Here is a 20234-nt window from a genome sequence, read left to right as displayed (position 1 = left end):
TGAAACACAATCGCGCCGATGGTAGTGTGGGGTCTCCCCATGTGAGAGTAGGTCATCGCCAGACGCCTAATACAACAGAAAGGCCACCCTAGCGGTCAATGCATTTCGGATAAGCATTACTGCTTGTATCTAAAAGCATATTTGGCGGGAATATAAAGGACCGAACGTGGAAATGTTCGGTCCTTTCTTTTATCAGGTAAAATGAAATGTCCGATACTTTCCCTCATCTGTTTTAGTGTCGCAGGCAACCGCCCATCGGGGCAAAGTGCAAGCCAGCGAAGCTGAGTGTCTATCAGACTAATGGCGGCCACAAAACTTACGCGTGTCGGACTGACCTTCGCATCTCTCGCTATATTGGCCATTTCCAATCGCACTAAGTTATAGGCCAGCAAAATACCCCAAATTTCTTGTCTTACTCCCGCTGCAAAGCGACTTCTAAGGGTTATCTCATTTTGGAGTTGTGTCTGTTTCAGCTCCCCGTAGCCCTCTTCTATTTGCCATCGTTGCCAATAGATATTGAGTAAGTTTTCTAATGGATACTCTTGAGGGTCTATCAGTGAGGTGATAAATCCTTCAATATCTCCTTTAGGCTCCTTATACAAGATGAGCCTTGCTTGCCAGTTTGCTGGCAAATTGGGGTTTTTACGCTGTGCTTGTGGGGAGATAGGCATGGAAATCAACATGTCATTTTCTGCATATTGTTCCACGATGTCGTATCGCAATTTACGCTTAATTGGTGTTAACCAATGACTATTTTCAGCGGCTGTTTGCCAAGATAACAGCAAGTCTGCTGAGAAGTAACAGCGGTCAAACAATGTTAAAGAGTGGGCTGGCACATCACGCATTAACCTATGTGCCAATGTCACTTCTCCGGCCTCACAGGCATCAAATGCTGCGCCCATTAACATCCGAGTTTCTGTCGACATCAACCCGACTAATCGAAGCTGGGGATACGGTTTGTGTTTCTTGGAGATAAAGCCAAATGCCTGTGCATTTTCCTCAGAGTCTTGGCATCGAAAAGTGGTGCCATCAACCGCCATCACATTCAGGCCAAGCTTTTTATCTTTGATAAGCGCATCATTCTCCCATGCTGATATCGCTGTTTTAAAGAGGGCTGCAAGTGGTGCTTCATCTAAACGGCGACGACAATCAGTAAGCACGCTGGGAGCAACACGAGACCAAGTATCTTCAGGCTTAGGTTGCAAAGCTAAGTCCAGAGAACTACAGACTTCTTTGATGGATTTGTTTCGCTGTAGCCCCATCCAAATGACCAGCCAGACTGCTTGCTGGGCAGGTAAACGACGAGTTCTGATGCTGGCTTTAGATGTTTGGAAGAGCACTTGCTCAATCCATTCGAGCTGAATGGCATTGACAACAGACTCATACTTATTGCCACCTTCTACGGTTTCATAAGCCAGAGTTAACTCTTCAGGCAACATAAAAAATCCCCGCTAATTTGATTAGCAGGGATTATCGTTTGCTCTAAAGATCGGTCAAGTGTCTAAACCGATCGGCATTAACCCTAGCGGTGGCCTTTTTGCTTTTCATGACCAGTTTTCTACGAGAACTTATCTTTTGTGTTTCATACCGCACTGTTATCATTATTAATTTTGTAGAATGAGCGCGCAGATTTATAACATAAGTAACTGGATCTTATTATGCTGACAAAACTTCTGCTAACAGTTCTAGTAGTGGTATTCGCATGGCGGATGCTGGCAGCTAAACGCCATATAAATGTCAATGACAAGGTAAACCCTAAGAATTCAGACAGTAAGATCCGTAAATATTTGTTTTCATTTGTGCTAGGCGCATTAGCGCTGCTCGGTAGTGGATTCATGGCGTGGCAATGGTTTGATGGTTACACTATAGTCACTGTGACTTTAGTGTCGCCAACTGAAGCCCGCCGTGATGTTTATCAAGTCAGAAAAAAAGACATTTCAGCCAACGAGTTAGTTACAGTAGATGGCCTTAAAATCCGACTTTCGCGAGAGGAAAGATTAGTAATTGATGATAAGTAAAGCAGTCTGCTCACTCGACGCTTTTCATTCATCTGTTATCGGGTAAACTAGCTGCATTTTTTGCCGATGTAACTTCTTCGGCCAGCACGTTCCTCAGGAGGGCTCATGATTACCGCCTATATCTATCAGCAGCAACAGCTAAAAATTGTTGAGCTTTCACCCGAGGACAATATTCCTGAAGATACACTTTGGCTTGACCTGTTTCGTCCAGATGATTATGAAAGAGACTGGTTAGCGCGCTTTTCTGTTGAAGAAGTTCCAGATGAGGAAGATATCAACGAAATCGAGGCGTCTGCGCGTTTCTATCAAAACAGTGATGGCTTACACATCAACTCATTGTTTCCGCAACGTGTAGGGCAAGATGTTCGCGGCGTGAACGTTTCTTTTAACCTGCGTAATAACTTTTTACTTACTATCCGTGAAGAGGATGTTGGGCTAATCCGATTACTACGTAACTATTTGCGTCTGGGCAGAATCGAGGTAGTGACCCCCCAAAGTTTATTTCTTGAACTGTTTAATCTGAAAGTAGAGTACCTTTCAGACCTCATTGAAGATGTTTACACCGTATTGGAAAACGTCAGCGAGCAGGTATTCGAAAGTGCCGAACTTGATGATGTGTTCAAGATGATCACGTTGCAGGAAGACTCAAACGGAAAAATCCGGTTGAGTTTGTTGGATACCCAGAGATCATTGCGTTATATGCAAAAGTATTATCGTAGAGAATTGAGTGAGGACGAACTCAAAGATATGCGAGAAATGCTGTCAGACATTGAATCATTGATGCCCCATAGTCAGTTTATATTCGATAAATTAAACTTTTTGTTGGACGCTGCAATGGGCTTTAGTGGTCTTCAGCAGAATAAAATCATCAAGATTTTCTCGGTAGCTGCAGTGGTATTTCTGCCACCAACACTTATTGCCAGTAGCTATGGAATGAACTTCAAACACATGCCTGAATTGGACTGGTTTGTTGGATATCCAATGGCTATTGTTATGATGTTGGCAAGTGCGGCAGGAACATACTTTTTCTTCCGCCGCAAGGGCTGGCTGTGATCAGATGGATTTTCGTTTTAACGGAATAACTTCGGCTTTTTGCTGTCGGTAGCTTTCAGGATTTTCTAATACACTGGCGAGTGAAGCAAATTTGGCGCGCATCATTTGGATGCTTATTAGACAACGATGGTATGGATTGCTGCAGCGAGCTAAGCGTTGTTTTAAGTTATGATTTACTTTACGGAGTTGTTCACGATTGCTGTCTGATTCTGCAATCAACTCATCACTCAACGCTTGTTGCAATGAATCCAGTTTTTCCGGCTGGTTTTGTGCCAGCCACATTAAGGTGTCAAAATCTGGTAAGTCTCTCATCCCGTGTCTCCACATCGCACCATCCCTGGTGATGAACCCCAAAAACTAGGGGAGCTCTATAAGACAAGACTAGTTCAGATTAATGTAAAACGTTAGTTGACGACTGAAAGACTCCCATCAGCTTTTATTTTCAGAACCAAAATAATAAGTAATTCGTTCCCTTGGGTTTAAATATTTATAAATATTTTCAGCGAGTGCCGCAGGGGATAGGCAACGCACAATACTTAAACCTTCTGCTTCCAAATCGACGATAGGAGCCTGATCTTTCGGCACCATTGGATCGTATACCAGAATTCTCGGTAATAGGATCTTGTCTAAGTTGACTGACATCACCAGCCCGAATTGTCCTGATGATAATTCGACCACTGAGCCTGGTGGGTAGATACCAAGCATCTTGATAATCTTACCGACATATTCTTGATTGAATTTCCCCTTGGAATATTTATAGAGATAACCCAGCGCTGCATAGGGGGTTCTGGCTTGTTGCGGATTACTGGGATGACATAGCGAATCGTAAAAATTGACTACCGCAGCCAGTTGTACCGGTTCGCTTAAGGCATCCGCTTTTAAACCACGCGGGAAACCACTGCCATCGAGAAGTTCATGATGATTGGTGACAACCGCTGCTGACGCTTGTGGGAAATCTTGCGCCAGTTTCAGTAGGTCAGTACCCAAAATAGGATGCTGATTATAAAGATTTTGTTCTGGTGTCGTCAGCGGTTCCTTTTTCCGGATTATCTGACTTGGCAGCTTAAGTTTACCAATGTCATGAAATAATGCGCCTAACCCTACCGTTTCAATATCCGCTCGGGCCCATCCTAATTCCTTTGCCATTAACATCGATAAAACTGCGACGTTTAACGAGTGAAAATAGATGCCATCACTTTTGTCGTCGTCTGACATTAGATGCAAGACGAGATTGTCTGACGCGAGCAATTCCTCGGTGATATCTGTGATTAACTCTTTCGCTTCATTTACTGCATTTAGGGGCCGATTACGCAATTTACCAATCAAATTACGCATGCGTGCTAATGAACGCGAAAAGTGCTCTTCGGTCTTTTGCAAATCTCTGCGCATACGCTGCAAGATCTCGATGCGCTCTTTTTTGTACTGCTCCATTTGCCCCTGGAGCTTTTCCAGTTCTTCCGCGGATTGTTCGGGAGTTTCCTTTAACTGTTCTGCAGCTAATGGTTCAGTATCACTGCGACCAAGATCTACATATACAGCGTCAATACCGAGCTTTTTAATCAGCTCAATTTGTGCTTGTTGTTTCAGTTTGAAGCTACTGAATAAAAAGGGGTGATCCTTCCATGACACTGGTAATCGTACATAATTGCCAACTTGTAATTGTTGGACTGATACAAAGCGGCTTTTACCCATAAGACAACTACTGTTTGGTTACCTGTCAAATGCCCGGAAATGGTTAATTTATCGAATGCTTACTTAACTACCAAGATATATTGACAACAGATGCGTTAGGAGACAATAGCTCTTCAGTTGAAGTTATATCAATAGCATGAGTTAGCGAACATTTTAACGAATCGTCAATACGGCGCTGATGATACAACAGGGATTATAACGAGTGCTGCGACCTAATGCCGAGGCACGGGTCAAGTATCAGCGCAGAAACCTGCACAGTTTAGGTTGGACGTTAATGTGTAACAAATTGCTTGGGGGAGGTTAACTTAATGGGATATTGATACTGAATCGGGCACCTTCAAGATCAGAATCTTCAATACTCAGTGTACCACCATAGCTACTGACGATTTCATTGCACACCGCCAGACCAATCCCTTGTCCAGGGGATTGAGTATCCGCCCGTACGCCACGTTCAATTATTTTTTGCTTAAGACCTTCTTCTACCCCTGGTCCATCATCTTCAACCACTAACATAAAGTGGGTTTTATCCATGCTAGCGCTGATGCGCACCTCAGCGATACAGAGACGAAATGCGTTTTCCATCAGGTTTCCGCATAACTCCATCAGGTCACCTTCATCACCAGGAAAACTTAAATCGTCAGCGACATTAACTGTAAGGTGTACCTTTTTATCCTGATAGACTTTAAACAACATTTGCGTCAGCTGATCCACTAAGGGTCTAACCGGCGTTTTGATCTGTTTTAATCCCTTACGCCCCAGCATTGCTCGTTTCAGTTGATACTTGACTAACAGATCCATCTGACTGACCTGATCCATGATTTTTTCACAAATCGCCTGACGGTCCAGCGAGTTATCGTCGGTAATGGCATGTACCGCCGCCAACCGCGTTTTTAAACTGTGGGCCAGGTCATTCATTGCATTCTGATAGCGTTGTTGCTGTGAGCTGGATTGTCTTAGCAGTTGATTCAGTGCCTGTGTGACACCTTCAAGTTCCACAGGATAACCTGCTGACAAGGATTTGGTTTTTCCTTTTATGATGGACTGCAACTCAGCTCTCATGCGGGCTAATGGTTGCATTCCCCAATAGGCCGCACTAATGAGTAATAACAACGCCAGCACCAGGACTAAAGCCAGTCTTAGATAGGTGCGTTTAGCAAATTTAGTGGCTTCCAGTTCGATTTTTTCGGCATCTTTGAGGACCAAAAGATTGTAGTGAACACCCGCGATATCAACAGATAGCAAGTAAGCGAAATAACCTCGTTTGTCCGCCATATTGAGGTAATAGGGCGGTGTCCCATTACGAATATCATTAAAGCGTTCGCAGATATCAAATAAACCACGATCAACAGCAAGCGAGGAAGTCCAAACTTGTTTAAAGTTGGTATCACAAGAAGCCATGACGTAACGTTCTTGCTTGTTATTTTCCTCAAGCCAGGCGCTGGTGTCTGGAATCAGGTCATGCTCGCGCAACTCCGCAGCGACCTGCGGGATCTCCGCAATTAATTGAGCGGTTTCTTCGTTATAGCTATTTTGGGCATGAAGTATATTAACCATCCAGGCCAGACCGAACCCCACCAATGCAATAATTGACAATGAAGTCAAAAACATACGAGTGAGAAGTCGCTTTTTAGGTTTCAATCTTAGTTGCATGGAAGATTAAACTTATAACCTTGGCCGCGAATGGTGATAATGGGATTCTCTATCCCATCACGACTCAGTTTTTTCCGTAAACGGCTGACCATAACTTCTATAGTGTTCGGGTCGCCTTCTTTGTCACCATATATCACATCAAGCAATCGCTGCTTGGCAACCACTTCATGATTATGGCGCATTAGATATTCTAAAATCTGATATTCAAAAGCGGTAATGTCCATGAGTTCGTCGCCCATCATTACCTGCTTGGCCGCAAGATCTAAAGACAACTCTCCACTTTGGATGACAGGTTTGACAAAGCCAGCACTGCGGCGCACTAGCGCATCAAGCCTAGCGACTAATTCTTCTTTTTGGAAAGGCTTAACAAGGTAATCATCTGCACCAGCGTTGAGCCCTTGCACTTTATCCTGCCAGTTAACTCGCGCGGTAAGGATTAACACTGGAGCCTTGAGATCAGCTTCGCGCAGTTGCTTGATCAGTGAAATGCCATCCTGATCTGGTAAGCCTAGGTCAACGATAGCAACATCAATAGGGTAATTTGTTGCTTGATAGAATCCTTCTTTGGCTGTCCCCGCAACCTGGACTTGGTTACCCAACTCACTCAGCTGTACTTTCAGGTGATGAGACAGTAAAGGGTCGTCTTCAACTACCAGTATTCTCATAACAACCATATCCTTTGTGATATCAATTAGTCAGTGTATTCATTACATCAACATATGCCAATGCCAGCCAGTGTACTGCAAAATTACTTAACCGTGGCTGACGCTGTCACATCTGGATAAAAATTACTGGCTATTAACACGGTAAAGAAGGGCGCGACTTGTACCACTTTTAAGAAGCTACGTTGCTAGATGTTGTACGTTATAAAAAACCAACCCAAAGATCATAAAATAAAAAGTATATTTAAATCATTATGATAGTTGTATTTCATGCTTAGAGTGCAGAGAAAAAAGTCAATCACAGCTGATTTTGCCTTTCGTTCTGATGACTTTTCTGAAGATGAATTTGTGGTATCGTAATCTCCTGAAGCAAAGGCCTGTCATAACAACTCCCAGATATCAGGCCGGGTGGCAGGATCAACGGATACTGCCTGTATTGCAATGTACATGAATTTTAGACGGAGCCCGCTGTGAAAGGACAAATCATTCGAGAAGAAAAAGTACTTAAAACCATAGAACCCGGGTTTGAAGTGGATCGTCGAGTAGCATTTCTCAAAGCCAAATTAAAAGAAGCAAAATGTAAGGCGCTGGTGCTAGGTATTAGCGGTGGCGTTGATTCATCCACTGCCGGCAGATTGTGCCAGTTAGCGATAGAATCTTTAAACCAAGAAACCAACAGCGATGACTACCGTTTTGTTGCCATGCGGTTGCCTTATCTCGAACAGCGGGATGAAGATGAAGCCCAGTTGGCACTGTCATTTATCAACCCGTCCCACCAAGTCACGGTGAATATTCACGATGGGGTAGAAGGTATCCATCATCAGGTGTTAGCCGGGTTAGAGTCTGCCTCAATTCTTGAACCTGATGATGCAAAAGTGGACTTTGTAAAAGGTAATGTTAAAGCGCGTATGCGTATGATTGCCCAATATGAAGTGGCTGCTGTCGTTGGTGGGTTAGTGGTCGGTACCGATCATAGCGCTGAAAACGTCACTGGTTTTTACACCAAATGGGGTGATGGGGCTTGTGATATTGCACCTTTGTTTGGGTTGAATAAACGTCAGGTTCGACAAGTCGCGGCCTTCCTTGGAGCTCCAGAGTCTTTGGTTAATAAGACACCTACAGCTGACTTGGAGACCAATCGTCCGGGTCTGGAAGATGAAGTTGCATTGGGGCTGAGTTACGAACAGATTGATGATTTCCTTGAAGGTAAAGAAGTCGCCCCCGAAGCCGAAGAGCGCATCATTAATATCTACAAAGCGACCCAGCACAAACGTCAGCCAATTCCGACTATTTATGATTAAGTAAAAGCAATGCCATCCTTCAAGGGGTGGCATTTTTACATCACCTATTGAAAAGCTGAAGCCGAAGTTGCTCAACTGTTTGATTTGAAAACTGCCGATAGTCCAGGTAAGGAACCAGCCAAATATTTTGACGTAATTGACGTAAGCACGCGGCATTAGCCAGCGGTACGGCGGTATCTACTTTTACACCTAAACTTGCACAAACTTCCTTGCCACTTATTAACTGGGTCCCAGTCGATGGATACCACGCGATAGGTTCAGTTACCAGACACACAATGTTAAACAAGTTGTTCTGTAAAAATGACTTCCAGTCATCAGTCGGCGCAAAAATTTTAGCGGCTATCACCAGGATTTTACGCCAGTGATTCGAATTAACACCGATAATCTCCGTGGCAGCATCCCGTTGTTGCCAGTGCCACTGTTCCGGCACAACAGGAGAGTGTGGTAAATAGATGATGTTGGGGGCTTGTGGATCACCAAGTAACATGTGAATTAACTCAGTTATAATTTGCGGTCACGTCTTATAAGACAGAAACCCAATTAAACATTGCATCATTTCTACCACATTTTCTGATAGAAAAGTTTCATAAAAGCGCAACCATTACTCCTTAATCTAGATGTTCCGGCTAAGCTTGATTGGGGGAAGCTTGGCAAAGATAAGGAGCATTTTTATGAAGCGCAACATCAAATACGGTTTGATGGCTAAAGGTTGTAAGGTGCCGCTGGGGTATTTTCTTAACGGGTTATTTTATGAACGTGCCGCTAACCATGGAACCGCTCAAGGCTTTGTTGATGAAAAAGGCTATTTTTATGCAGCTACCAACGGACTCCTTGCTAAACACACTCGTCCAACCGCCAAAATAGAAGGTTTGACCTATATTCGCTTAGCCGATATTGCAGAGTTTGAACTAGTAATGTTTGATGCTTAAAAAAACGAAAACCCAATCAAAATGATTGGGTTTTGTTGTATTTGGTCGGTATGAGAGGATTCGAACCTCCGACCCCTGACACCCCATGACAGTGCGCTACCGGGCTGCGCTACATACCGAATGTGTTGTTTTTACCGCGAACAGCGCAAGGGTCGCGTCAACGAGGCAGAACTTTACCAAGAGCCAAGTGACAGTGCAAGCAACAAATTGGTAGCGAGGATTCAACTGCCTAGTTTGTGCACTTTATTGTTACAGAACCGAAAATGACGCTAGTGGCTATATAGCCTGCGGCCTTCTCGCATAACTTCAATCATCTCTGGAACGCTCATTTTTTTACGCAATCGATGACGGTAATTCTCGTCATAAATACGATACTTACCATGCCGGTCTATCACGGTAATTTCATGTTGCTGATAGATCGCGAATACTCGGTTATCCCCAATATAGAGCCAAGTCTGGTCATCGGGTTGGAGTAGGTGTCGGCCAGCACTGTAGTCTGTTGCTGGGTTAGTACAACCCAGTACCTGAGTCATTAATGTGGGTACTATCCCGTAATGGCTAGTACGGTAATTAACTTTAGTTCTGATAGTCACTGGCCAATGAATCACCAAGGGTACCTGCACATTTTCTGGAGATACGTTGCGCCGGGCTTCATCTGTATTGCTGGTGAATAACTTGCCACTGACACCTGTCACCACAATGATGGTATTAGTTGGCAGTGTTTGCAGTAATGCTTGTAACTGTTGATCCACAAAATTTAAAGACTGACGATACTGGTTGAATAGCACTTTTTCAGCAGGTTTTAGTGGTTCTGCCGGTTTAACGGTTTGGATGCCAAGAAATCCAACTGGAGTATCGTAGTCCTCAGGTGATTTCAGATTCAATAGCGCAAACCAAGGCCCTTGCTGCTGAGTGCGCCATTTTTCGAAGCTACTGATAGTCTTAATGTCACTCTGTGCTTTGCCGGTATCGTCCGCCGCCAGATAGGGTTGGAAATCATTAAAAATTGCTTTAGGTTTTGCGTCATTCATTCCTGAGATAGTGGTAAACAACCCTAATTGATATCCTTGTTGTTTCAGCGTTTGGGTGAGAAGTGGGCTGGTGAAATTCAGATCCACTGCATCAATGTAGCTACCCTGTAATCCATACAGCAATGAAAACATACCGCTACTATATTGATTTCCGCCACTAAGATGATGGGTAAACAATTGATTCTGCTGACTATAGTGATAGAAAAATGGCATTGTCTGCTCATCTACTAAGTCGGCACGGAAGCTATCAATAGCGACTAACAAAACATTAGGATGCTGATCAATATGGCACTGTAATGGTTGTTGTGGGTAATTCAGATTACGTTCTACCTTGATATCAGGTGTATTACTGCCATCAATACCATGGCTTTCCATAAACGTTCTGGCCGTTGCTGGATAGGATATTGGATAAGTATCATCAAAGCGGGTAATTTCAGTGACATCAGCCGCGTCTGCCCAGATATGGATCAGATGACTGCTCACAAAGCAAAGCCCGATAAACATCACTAATTTATTACCCCAATTCCGGCGCTGGATACGTTCAATGCGCTTCCATAACCAGTTCGCGGCAATCAATTCCACTACCAGAATCACGATCGGAGTAACTACAAAATATGGGCCCTGTAACAACCCATTGAGATCGGCCCATGCTAAATCAAAAGCAAACGGATTGAGATGCATACCGTAGTCCTGGTAGACAACGGTATCATAAAGTAAGGTGCATAAACCGATGCTGGCAATAACCGCCGCATAACCACGCAAAATCCTGGAATAAGGCAACAATAGTGTTATTGGGAACAACAACACCAGATAAACGATAAATGCCAGAAAACTGAAGTGGCCGATGGTACTAATGGTCAAATAGCCCCACCCAATCAAGGAGTCGGGGAAACCGGGAGACTTTAAATAACGGATCCCGACGATCATCGCCAAGATACCGTTGAAGAAAGCAAACCAGTGTCCCCAGTTGATTAAGCGGGATACCCGATCTCTTCCACGTTGTATTTTCTGCTCCACCATTCAGCTTCCGCTTGTTTCGAGTTGCTTGTATATCTTACGTTTTTTTGAGTAAAAGATACCAGTATTTACCGTAAGTTAGCGTAGGGATTGTGTTAATGCCTTGGCAAATTGTTCAGCAAGTGGCTGACGCGACTCTTTGCTGACCTGAGTTGACAGCAAATGGGAAACGGCATTGCCCAACGCCATAAGGCTTAAATCTGTGGGGGCCTGATGTTTTTCCAGCACTGCCAGCAGTTCGGCAATTAGGGTTTCAACTTCGGCATTGCTGTATTTGGATTGAATAGGCATATCAAAAAATGTTTCACTCAAGGATAGAATAGCGGCATATAATACCGGATTTACCACAGAGTAGCACTACGAAGCCCCATGAGTATTCACGTCGAACAAGCCATTATTCACGCTATCACCCAGAATAAAGAAGGCCAGTTAAGCTGCCGATTACGGCCTCAGCCCTTGTTAAACGGTACTGCAGTAGAAGCCATGGTGGATGAGTTGCACCAGACTTACTCATCAAAAGCCGGTAAGGGATTTGGTTTTTTCGGCGTTAATGGCGATGACGGTGAGGCGAATCCCGCATTCAAGGATGCCTTGCAGTCTTATCTGAGCAATGAGTTGGGCTTTGTCGAATTCTCGGCATCTGCTGGTAAGTTACTGCAAGAAGAGTTATCTAAATATGACTTCAGTCAAGGCGGTTTTCTATTATTGGCGCTGTATCAGCACATGGCGACTGATTATCTGTTTGTGGCGTTGCTAAATGCTAAATCGTCGATGACCGTGCTGGATGATATGGAACTTACGCAAAATGACCATCTGGATCTGGCGAATTTGCAGTTGGCTGCCCGTATTGATTTAACTGAATGGCAGCGCGATAGTGAGTCCCGCAAATATATCTCATTTGTTCGCGGTCGCGCCGGCCGTAAAGTTGCGGATTTCTTCCTGGATTTTATGGGATGTGTTGAGGGGATAAATGCCAAGCAGCAAAGCAAGCAATTGATGCAGGCAGTAGAAGATTATGTTGCTGAAGGTGATTTGACCAAGGATGAACGTCAGGAATGTCGCAATCGGGTCTTTGAATATTGTCAGGAACAGGTGGAAACCGGCATTGATGTGCAACTGAAAGATCTGGCAGACGAATTGGCAGAATCCGGGATGGAGTCGTTCTATGACTTTGCCGTGCAAGGCGAATATGAGCTGGAAGAGAATTTCCCTGCAGATAAGTCAACGTTGCGTCAACTGAAGAAGTTTTCCGGGACTGGCGGTGGGGTATCATTGAGTTTTGATAGCACCCATCTCGGTGAGCGAGTGATATACGATCCGGTATCTGACACCATTTTGATAAAAGGTGTGCCAGCAAACTTGAAAGATCAGCTTGATCGTCGTTTGAAAAGTAATTAACAGACTGAAAAATAAAGCGCTGTGAAGGCGCTTTATTTTTACCTAGTGGGCGGCAACTTAATGGCCGCAATTAAACGGCAAGCGATCACCCATGTGTTTTCGATAATATGATCTCCACCCAATCGCTGGATGTCGTTGGCCGATGGCTGTCATGCACGTTGGTTCATGCAAGTTTTGATGGTCAGATGACATGTGAATTGACTTGCAAGGTGTTCATCATCACTGTCATTTACGCGCCGATGATGTGAACAGACTTGCGTGTTAATATTGGTGCCTTTTTCAGTCAGTCAGCTGTTTAGTTCGCTATCTAACCAATTGTGTAAGCATATAAAGGGTTTCATCGGGTACCGAGATACGTTAATAATGGTCATCGATGAAATAGACGTAATAACGGCTGATAAATTCAGCAGCTGTTGGCTAAAGACATCGAGAAACATGTGGGCAAGGCAGACGCTAGCGTTGCGGTCTGCCGCGACTATATTCTTTAAAATCAGGGTGGACTGTATTTCTGCTCGGGAGAATCAATGCAACTCTTTGTAAAAGATTTAACGGTGATCGATTTTTCTTATCTATGTCCTTTGCGTGGCATGGTCGGTGAAAGCTGGATCGTCGATGTTTTGCTGGAAGGCGTGCTAGATCAGCAAAATATGGTACTCGATTTCGGCAAGGTAAAACGCACAATTAAACAAGTGATTGATCAAGTAGCAGATCACCGGCTGCTCATTCCTACTGCTTGCGGTGATTTACGTTGGCAGCAACAGAATGATACCGTTTGGATCGATTTTGCCAGTCGTAAAGGGACTATTCATCTGGGATGTCCTGCGGAAGCGTTCGCGTTGGTCCCAAATGAACTGATTGACTTTGATAGTGTGAATGATTTTCTTATCAATGCATTACGTGATGTACTGCCAGAAAACGTCGATAACATCAGCCTCACATTACGTAGCGAATTGCTTGACGGCCCATTTTATCATTACAGCCATGGCTTAAAAAAACACGACGGTAATTGTCAGCGTATTGCCCATGGGCATCGCAGCCCGGTAAAGGTATTTGAAGATGGTGTTGCTGCACCAGAATGGGATCGGTACTGGGCTGAGCGTTGGAAAGATGTGTATCTCGGCAGCGAGTCCGATATGGTGCCGATTGAACAATTGACTATGTCTCCGCAGTGTCGTGTGACTGATGATTCCCATTATGGATTTTGTTACACCGCACCTCAGGGAGAGTTTCAACTGGCGATGCCGAAGGGCTGTTGTGATCTGATCCCGCATGACACTACCATAGAGCTGCTAGCACAATTTATGGCTGATACGCTTTCGGCAAAAATGCCTGGTCGGCAGTACCGTGTCATGGCATTTGAAGGTATCGGTAAAGGTGCTATCGCGGTCGCGGGAACTGAAAAACATTAAAAGACAGTATGGGGTTTCGAGTGCAGGTTTTATCAACAATACGTCGCGGCTTAGTTAGCGCAATCATGCTAAGTCTGCCGGTTCTGGCTCAGGCTCAAAACATCTCACAGCCTGCTATCAAATTGATAGGAAAAATGGAGCAGGGGGCACTGCTCCGGGGATCGGTAACGCCTGGTAGTCAACTGATGCTGGATGGTCGTGCGATTCAGGTGAGTGCTGAGGGAAATTTTGCCTTTGGCTTTGAACGAGAATCGCCGCTCAATCATACGCTGAGCGTCACGTATCCAGATGGCCATGTTGCGACCCAGCAACTCAATATCGCTGAGAGACAATACCGTATCTCCTCAGTGAATGGGATCAGCAAGAAAATTATGGAGCCAGATCCCAAAGATGTGGCTCGTGCGGCTGAAGATAGCAAGATGGTCAAGGCCGCGAGGGCAATAACTTCAGAGGAAACTGGCTTTGCTTCCGATTTTATCTGGCCGCTTACGGGCAGAATTTCGGGTGTGTATGGCAGTCAGCGAATTTATAATGGTAAGGCAGGTAACCCGCATTATGGGGTTGATATTGCAGCAAAAACAGGCACAGTTGTCGTTGCTCCGGCTGCTGGCGTGGTATCGCTGGCAGTACCCGATATGTTTTACTCTGGGGGTACCATGATTATCGATCATGGCTATGGTGTCAGTTCTACCTTTTTACATTTAAGTAAACTTTACTTGAAACCCGGTACTCGCGTGAAGCAGGGCCAGCCTGTCGCAGAAGTCGGTGCTACAGGGCGTGCCAACGGCCCTCATCTTGACTGGCGAATTAACTGGTACCAAATGCGTTTAGATGCTGCCACGGTAGTGCCAGCGATGAAGGATGCATTGAAAACCGCGCAAAACTGAAAGACTTCATCCACTGAACATTTAAGTCTCTTGATGAAAAAGGCCCATTGCGATTTAACCGTCGATGTGGGCCTTAGGTGCTTCAATCAGTCTTCGTGCTTATCGGTGCGGTGAATACCAACGGCACCTAACACATATTTCTCATAAATCGGTTCGCTAGTACCTCGGCGTACTTTGTACATAAAGTACTTCTCAAAAGCGATTTTGGCCAGGTGTACCCATTTACCCAAAGAGGTCCAGTTGGCGTTTCGCGGTGGATTTTGCGGCAGTGCGACGAATGCGGCACCTTTGTCTCCCATGTCTGCCAGGCAGATAGCATTCAGCGTTGGAATGGTGGAGGGCTCTTCGCCTTTAATGGCCGACAACATGTTATCGACAATGGCGGTTGTCATGGATTCAATCATAAAGCCAGTTTTCGGGACGCCAACAGGGACAGGGGTTGACTCCATCGGAGGCAATGCCACGCAAACGCCAGCAGCATAGATTTCAGGGTAGGCCACAGAACGTTGGAATTTATCAGTTAACACAAACCCTTTGTCGTTACATAGTTTAGGTACCGCCGCAATGGCTGGGCTACCTTTAAACGGTGGCAACATCATGGACATTTTAAAGGGTAGTTCGTGAGTAAATTCCACTTCCCCTTTGCGGTTCAATTCTTCAACATGCATCAGACCATCTTCAACACTGACGGTTTTAGCATTACAAATCCACTTAATGTCACGTTTGCGGCATTCATGTTCCATTAAGCCCTTGGAGTCACCAACCCCGCCAAGCCCCATGTGACCAATGTAAGGTTCACTGGTGACGAACAGCAGCGGTACTTTTTGTCGGATTTTGGCTGCGCGCAGAGCACTGTCTAACGAGAACAGGTACTCATAGGCCGGGCCAAAACAACTGGCCCCCTGAAAAGCACCGACGATTACCTGTCCAGGTTCTTGCTGTAATTTTTGGTAGGCATCAAAGGCTTTTTCAGCATGTTCAGCAGTACAGATTGATTGAGTAAAGTTATGCGGACCGCTGCCGGGAATGGCATCAAAGTTCAGTTTAGGACCCGTACATATCACCAGGTAATCGTAGGATTGCTGAGAACCATCGCCCAAGGTTAGCTGTTTATTCTCAGGATCAATTTCAGACACTCCGGCGGCTGAAAAGGCGATTTTGCGCTTGCCGAGATAAGTCTCCAAAGGCAGGCAAATATCCTTGGTTTTACGTTCACCCAGCGCAACCCATGGATTCGATGGTACAAATTGAAAATCTGGTCTTTCATTGATCACCATCACTTCACTATTGGCAGGGAGCCGCTGTTTAAGTTCAAACGCTGCCGATACGCCCCCGAGCCCGGCACCAATTACCACGACTTTGGTCATTATTATCCTCTCTTTTTTATTGCCCTGAGGGTATAGCGACAGGGCTGGATGACTTATCCATAAGAAAAATCTAATGGATTAGATACAGATTAGCGGATGGATGACGCTATGCAAGTCATTTTGTTAGTTTGTTGTACTAAAGTCGTAGGCTGAATGGGAGAAATGCGTCTTTGAATGCCAGCATCAGCGGGACTATTCGCTGGCACTGCATTGGAAAGGTGAATACTGGTAATTAGCAATGTGCTTGGTATCGAGTTGGGAGCAGATCAGTCGATATCTGCTTTTTCGCTGTTAATGATCGTTTCAATGCTGTGTGGATGCACCTTGACACATAGATGCTTGAACTTAAAGGCAATAGTTGGATTCGCTAGCCGTTCATCTGCCCCGGCAGGACTGCTGAATTTTATCGAAATTTGCGGATTCTTATTGAGTGACGTTTCTAGGTTCGGTACTGTCGCGAACAGTACCTGTTGTAATGCTTCGCAGGTTTCGGCGTGACAAGGCAACACCAGCTCTATGTGTTCCCAGCCTTGATTACGATCATTTGTCTCTTTGGGATAGGGCAGTTCCAGGTAGGGAATTTGATAATGACCTATCGACATTGGCTGTTGCAGACGGATGAGCAGGATAGGACGGCCATTAATCTGCTTATCTGATATCAAGGTGCCATGTTGGAGAAAATGGTCCCGCAATTCATCAGCCAAAGCTACTGAGTTGACCCGTAACGCGAGGTGATCACATTCATGCAAAACATTAAGCCCCAGTTGCTTGACGAAGCTCAGAATGTCACGGGAAAAGTCCGAATATGACGCCATTAGCGTCTTATAGTCGATGACCTTGTCCATTATGGCCAAATCTCGATCGGTGTTCCTGGCTCAACTAACTTCCAGATCTCATCCATGTCTTTGTTAGTAACCGCAATACAACCGTTGGTCCAGTTATACTGCTGCGCTTCTTCGGGCGTTAAATCGGTATGCGGATTCTGGCCATGGATCATGATCTGGCCTCCGGGATTTATGCCGAGTGCTTTGGCGCGGAACAGATCTTCATCGTTAGGATAAGAGATATGGATAGCGCGGTAGTAACTACTGTTCGGCTTTTTGTAATCGAGAATATAACGGCCCTCGGGGGTACGCTGATCGCCTTCTTTTAGCTTATGTCCCCGTGGCATATCACCCATGGCAATATGGTATTCGTGAAGGATTTTTCCATGACTCATCAACCGTAGTTGTGATAATGATTTTTTGACAACGACCAGATCGACCTGTGGTTGGGCTAACAACGAGAAACTACAGAAACTGAGTGCTGCAATTAACAGCAATTGAATGCGCTTTACCATGGATTAATTGTTATTTTTAACGGCTTCGAACTAATGTTCGCATCATAACCGAAAACTCGGTAACTATTGAAGCACTGGCTGAAGAATGTATGATCCGCTGGCGTGTGTTGGACGATAACCTAGGGAGTTTGTAGATGACTCAGGAACATCAGGATAGTACTTCTCCATTACGACTAAAGCTGCGTACTATCATTTTTGGCACAGATACCCCGGCTGGTAGGGCATTTGATATTGCACTGATTGTCTGCATTATCCTTAGCGTTGCGTTGGTGTTTTTGGATACTGTGCAGCCAGTTCATCGGCAATACGGACAAATCATTCTCGGATTTGAATGGTTTTTTACCATAGTGTTTACCATTGAATATGGTGTTCGACTCTACAGTTCCGCTAACCCTCTGAAATATGCCTACAGTTTTTATGGGCTGGTGGATCTGCTCAGTGTCTTACCCAGTTATTTAGCGTTGTTCGTGCCCGGCGCCAATTTAACGCTGGTTATCCGTGTATTGAGGCTATTCCGTATATTTCGAGTGCTGAAGCTGTTGCGTTATCTCAGCGAAGGCAACATGTTGTTGCGGGCAATGATGCAGTCTAGTCGCAAGGTATTCATTTTTTTCTTTTCTGTTAGCCTGATTATTATGGTACTCAGCGCCGTGATGTATGTTGTTGAGGGCCCTGCTAATGGCTTTAGCTCCATTCCTAAATCGGTGTACTGGACCATCGTGACAATAACCACTGTGGGTTATGGCGATATCACGCCAAAAACTCCACTTGGTCAGGCCATCGCCGCTTTTACCATGTTACTGGGTTACTCAATTATTGCGATTCCCACAGGCATTTTAACTGCCGAAATCGGCCAGGAAATAGGGCGGGTACGCGACTTACGCCGTTGTGCTAACTGCTTGAAAACTGGTCATGATCATTATGCTAATTATTGCAGCCATTGCGGAAGTGAACTGGAAGCTTCCACGGTCGTAAAAAAGGATTCTCGTGAGTAAAGCTGCTTCGATACCCACCACTCGGGCCAAGTTTGTTGAGGGGAACATCCTCAGGCATATCCTCGTAATGAGTTCCACTGCGGCTATTGGCGTGTCAGCGCTGTTCTTAGTGGATCTGCTGGATATGTTTTTCCTCAGTATGCTTGGCGAACAGGAGTTGGCTGCTGCCGTTGGCTACGCTGGGACAATTTCATTCTTTACCACGTCGATTGGTATCGGGCTCTCTATCGCCTTAGGAGCATTAGTCTCCAGAGCAATTGGTGCCCGCGAGATTGACAAAGCCAAGCGACTTCTGATTAATGCGGCGGCGGTGACATTGGTGATGTCGGCACTGACCGCGGCGATAGTCACCAGTTTTATCCCTGAATTACTCTCGTTGGTGGGAGCAAGCGGCCATACCGCAGAACTCGCCGCAAGTTATTTGTATATTTTGGTGCCGTCGTTACCCATCATCTGTTTAGCCATGGCATTTGGCGGCGCATTACGCGCGGTCGGCGATGCCAAACTCTCTATGTGGTCGACCCTGGCGGGCGGCGCTGTCAATGCGGCGCTAGATCCTCTGTTCATTTTTGTGTTGGGATTAAATATCGAAGGGGCGGCCTTGGCATCGGTACTGGCGCGCCTGACTGCGTTGGTTATTGCTGCCAGAGGCGTATTTGGCAAACACCAGTTATGGGGCGGATTTGAATGGCACGCATTGCGACAGGATTTACCTGTTATCTTCGCCATTGCCGGGCCGGCGATGTTGACCAATGTGGCGACGCCGATCGGTAACGCATTCGTAACCCGAGCGGTGGCAGATTTTGGCGACAGTTTTGTGGCGGGATGGGCCGTCATTGGCCGCTTGATCCCGGTGACTTTTGGTATGATCTTCGCGCTCAGCGGGGCAATCGGCCCCATTGTGGGACAAAATTTTGGTGCCGGTGCCTATGAGCGTTTGCGCGAAAGTCTGACGCGGGCGCTGCAGTTTTGCTGTAGTTATGTGGTAATCATGTCCCTGATATTGCTGCTGCTGAAAGATTGGATTGTTTCCCTGTTCGCTATGGAAGGCCAGGCTGCCGATCTTATCCGCTTTTTTTGCCAATACATGGCCGTATTTTTCTTGTTTAATGGCGCCTTATTTGTTGCGAATGCGTCGTTCAATAATCTCGGAAAAGCCAAATATTCGACCGTATTTAATATTGGCAAAGCGACACTTGGCACCATCCCTTTTGTTTGGTTGGGGGGGGGGCTGGGGCGGTGTATACGGTGTGTTGATTGGTCAGGCTGTTGGCGCCGTGCTGTTCGGCGTCTTGGGGGTAATAACCGCCTACAAATTAGTGGCGAAAGTGACTGCAGCAGGTAGAAAACAACCGGGGACCATTTTAGACGAAGCCGGATTAGCGCCTGTCGCGGCAACCCCAATGTCTTCATCGCGTGTGCCAATGGCATTATTGGCAGAAGAAGCTGAAGTTGCCGCTGAGGAGCGGCGAAATGAATGAGCAGA

At 45.5% G+C, this 20234-nt stretch carries 19 protein-coding genes, 1 tRNA gene and 1 pseudogene; 9 read left to right on the top strand and 12 right to left on the bottom strand.

Annotated features, from left to right (window positions below; genetic code table 11):
- Positions 1-116 precede the first annotated feature (116 nt).
- Positions 117-1439 (bottom strand): IS4 family transposase, encoded by a 1323-nt coding sequence (locus tag PY479_RS14555; protein ID WP_275484198.1) that lies wholly within the window; start codon positions 1437-1439, stop codon positions 117-119.
- Between the two features lie 219 nt (positions 1440-1658).
- Here PY479_RS14555 and PY479_RS14550 point away from each other — a divergent pair, with 219 nt between their 5' ends.
- Positions 1659-2018 carry a hypothetical protein gene (locus PY479_RS14550; RefSeq protein WP_212596306.1) on the top strand — a complete coding sequence of 120 codons (360 nt, stop codon included), beginning with the start codon at positions 1659-1661 and terminating at the stop codon, positions 2016-2018.
- A gap of 105 nt (positions 2019-2123) precedes the next feature.
- A complete protein-coding gene (gene corA / locus PY479_RS14545; protein ID WP_212596307.1) occupies positions 2124-3071 on the top strand; it encodes a magnesium/cobalt transporter CorA in 948 nt (315 codons plus the stop codon).
- On the opposite strand, the gene PY479_RS14540 is transcribed toward corA, so the two are convergent.
- The 4 genes from PY479_RS14540 to PY479_RS14525 form a co-directional block, all read right to left on the bottom strand.
- Positions 3072-3383: a DUF3135 domain-containing protein gene (locus PY479_RS14540; protein WP_275484197.1), complete on the bottom strand. Its 312-nt coding sequence runs from the start codon at positions 3381-3383 to the stop codon at positions 3072-3074.
- Between the two features lie 117 nt (positions 3384-3500).
- On the bottom strand, positions 3501-4763 hold the full coding sequence (locus tag PY479_RS14535) for an HD-GYP domain-containing protein (RefSeq protein ID WP_212596309.1): 1263 nt from the start codon (positions 4761-4763) through the stop codon (positions 3501-3503).
- 300 nt (positions 4764-5063) lie between these two features.
- Positions 5064-6413: a sensor histidine kinase gene (locus PY479_RS14530; protein WP_212596310.1), complete on the bottom strand. Its 1350-nt coding sequence runs from the start codon at positions 6411-6413 to the stop codon at positions 5064-5066.
- Positions 6404-7078, bottom strand: a complete 675-nt coding sequence (locus tag PY479_RS14525) for a response regulator (protein WP_212596311.1) — start codon at positions 7076-7078, stop codon at positions 6404-6406. Before PY479_RS14525 ends, PY479_RS14530 begins: the two co-directional genes overlap by 10 nt.
- A 467-nt stretch (positions 7079-7545) precedes the next feature.
- On the opposite strand from PY479_RS14525, the gene nadE reads away from it, so the two are divergent.
- Complete coding sequence (gene nadE / locus PY479_RS14520) at positions 7546-8376, top strand: ammonia-dependent NAD(+) synthetase (RefSeq protein ID WP_212596312.1); 831 nt, start codon at positions 7546-7548, stop codon at positions 8374-8376.
- A gap of 40 nt (positions 8377-8416) precedes the next feature.
- On the opposite strand, the gene PY479_RS14515 is transcribed toward nadE, so the two are convergent.
- Positions 8417-8863, bottom strand: a complete 447-nt coding sequence (locus tag PY479_RS14515; RefSeq protein WP_212596313.1) for a hypothetical protein — start codon at positions 8861-8863, stop codon at positions 8417-8419.
- A gap of 184 nt (positions 8864-9047) precedes the next feature.
- Here PY479_RS14515 and PY479_RS14510 point away from each other — a divergent pair, with 184 nt between their 5' ends.
- Positions 9048-9305: a hypothetical protein gene (locus PY479_RS14510; RefSeq protein WP_212596314.1), complete on the top strand. Its 258-nt coding sequence runs from the start codon at positions 9048-9050 to the stop codon at positions 9303-9305.
- 42 nt (positions 9306-9347) lie between these two features.
- Here PY479_RS14510 and PY479_RS14505 read toward each other — a convergent pair.
- From PY479_RS14505 to PY479_RS14495, 3 genes are all read right to left on the bottom strand, one after another.
- Positions 9348-9424, bottom strand: a tRNA-Pro gene (locus PY479_RS14505).
- Positions 9425-9574: 150 nt separating this feature from the next.
- Positions 9575-11356 carry a DUF3413 domain-containing protein gene (locus PY479_RS14500; protein WP_275484196.1) on the bottom strand — a complete coding sequence of 594 codons (1782 nt, stop codon included), beginning with the start codon at positions 11354-11356 and terminating at the stop codon, positions 9575-9577.
- A gap of 75 nt (positions 11357-11431) precedes the next feature.
- A complete protein-coding gene (locus PY479_RS14495) occupies positions 11432-11644 on the bottom strand; it encodes a YejL family protein (RefSeq protein ID WP_212596316.1) in 213 nt (70 codons plus the stop codon).
- A 78-nt stretch (positions 11645-11722) separates the two neighbouring features.
- Here PY479_RS14495 and yejK point away from each other — a divergent pair, with 78 nt between their 5' ends.
- The 3 genes from yejK (at position 11723) to PY479_RS14480 (ending at position 15047) form a co-directional block, all read left to right on the top strand.
- On the top strand, positions 11723-12751 hold the full coding sequence (gene yejK / locus PY479_RS14490) for a nucleoid-associated protein YejK (protein ID WP_212596317.1): 1029 nt from the start codon (positions 11723-11725) through the stop codon (positions 12749-12751).
- Positions 12752-13275: 524 nt separating this feature from the next.
- Positions 13276-14160, top strand: a complete 885-nt coding sequence (locus PY479_RS14485) for a 6-carboxytetrahydropterin synthase (protein WP_212596318.1) — start codon at positions 13276-13278, stop codon at positions 14158-14160.
- A 65-nt stretch (positions 14161-14225) separates the two neighbouring features.
- The gene (locus PY479_RS14480) at positions 14226-15047 is read left to right on the top strand and encodes a M23 family metallopeptidase (protein WP_275484200.1); all 822 of its coding nucleotides are present in this window, start codon (positions 14226-14228) and stop codon (positions 15045-15047) included.
- A gap of 86 nt (positions 15048-15133) precedes the next feature.
- Here PY479_RS14480 and PY479_RS14475 read toward each other — a convergent pair whose 3' ends face one another.
- The 3 genes from PY479_RS14475 to PY479_RS14465 all read right to left on the bottom strand — a co-directional run bounded on the left by PY479_RS14475 (position 15134) and on the right by PY479_RS14465 (position 17753).
- Positions 15134-16414 (bottom strand): FAD/NAD(P)-binding oxidoreductase, encoded by a 1281-nt coding sequence (locus tag PY479_RS14475; RefSeq protein WP_275484195.1) that lies wholly within the window; start codon positions 16412-16414, stop codon positions 15134-15136.
- 266 nt (positions 16415-16680) lie between these two features.
- On the bottom strand, positions 16681-17259 hold the full coding sequence (locus tag PY479_RS14470) for a VOC family protein (protein WP_212596321.1): 579 nt from the start codon (positions 17257-17259) through the stop codon (positions 16681-16683).
- Complete coding sequence (locus PY479_RS14465) at positions 17259-17753, bottom strand: L,D-transpeptidase family protein (protein WP_212596322.1); 495 nt, start codon at positions 17751-17753, stop codon at positions 17259-17261. The genes PY479_RS14470 and PY479_RS14465 overlap by 1 nt, the downstream gene beginning before the upstream one ends.
- A gap of 134 nt (positions 17754-17887) precedes the next feature.
- Between PY479_RS14465 and PY479_RS14460 the strand changes: the two genes are divergently transcribed.
- Complete coding sequence (locus tag PY479_RS14460) at positions 17888-18748, top strand: ion transporter (RefSeq protein WP_212596575.1); 861 nt, start codon at positions 17888-17890, stop codon at positions 18746-18748.
- A 67-nt stretch (positions 18749-18815) separates the two neighbouring features.
- Positions 18816-20229, top strand: a pseudogene (locus PY479_RS14455) (MATE family efflux transporter).
- Positions 20230-20234: the final 5 nt, after the last annotated feature.

The organism is Shewanella sp. A32 (assembly GCF_029167175.1).
Lineage (GTDB): Bacteria > Pseudomonadota > Gammaproteobacteria > Enterobacterales > Shewanellaceae > Shewanella > Shewanella yunxiaonensis.
Note: the sequence above shows the minus strand (reverse complement) of the source record. Positions and strands in the feature narration are given on the sequence as shown.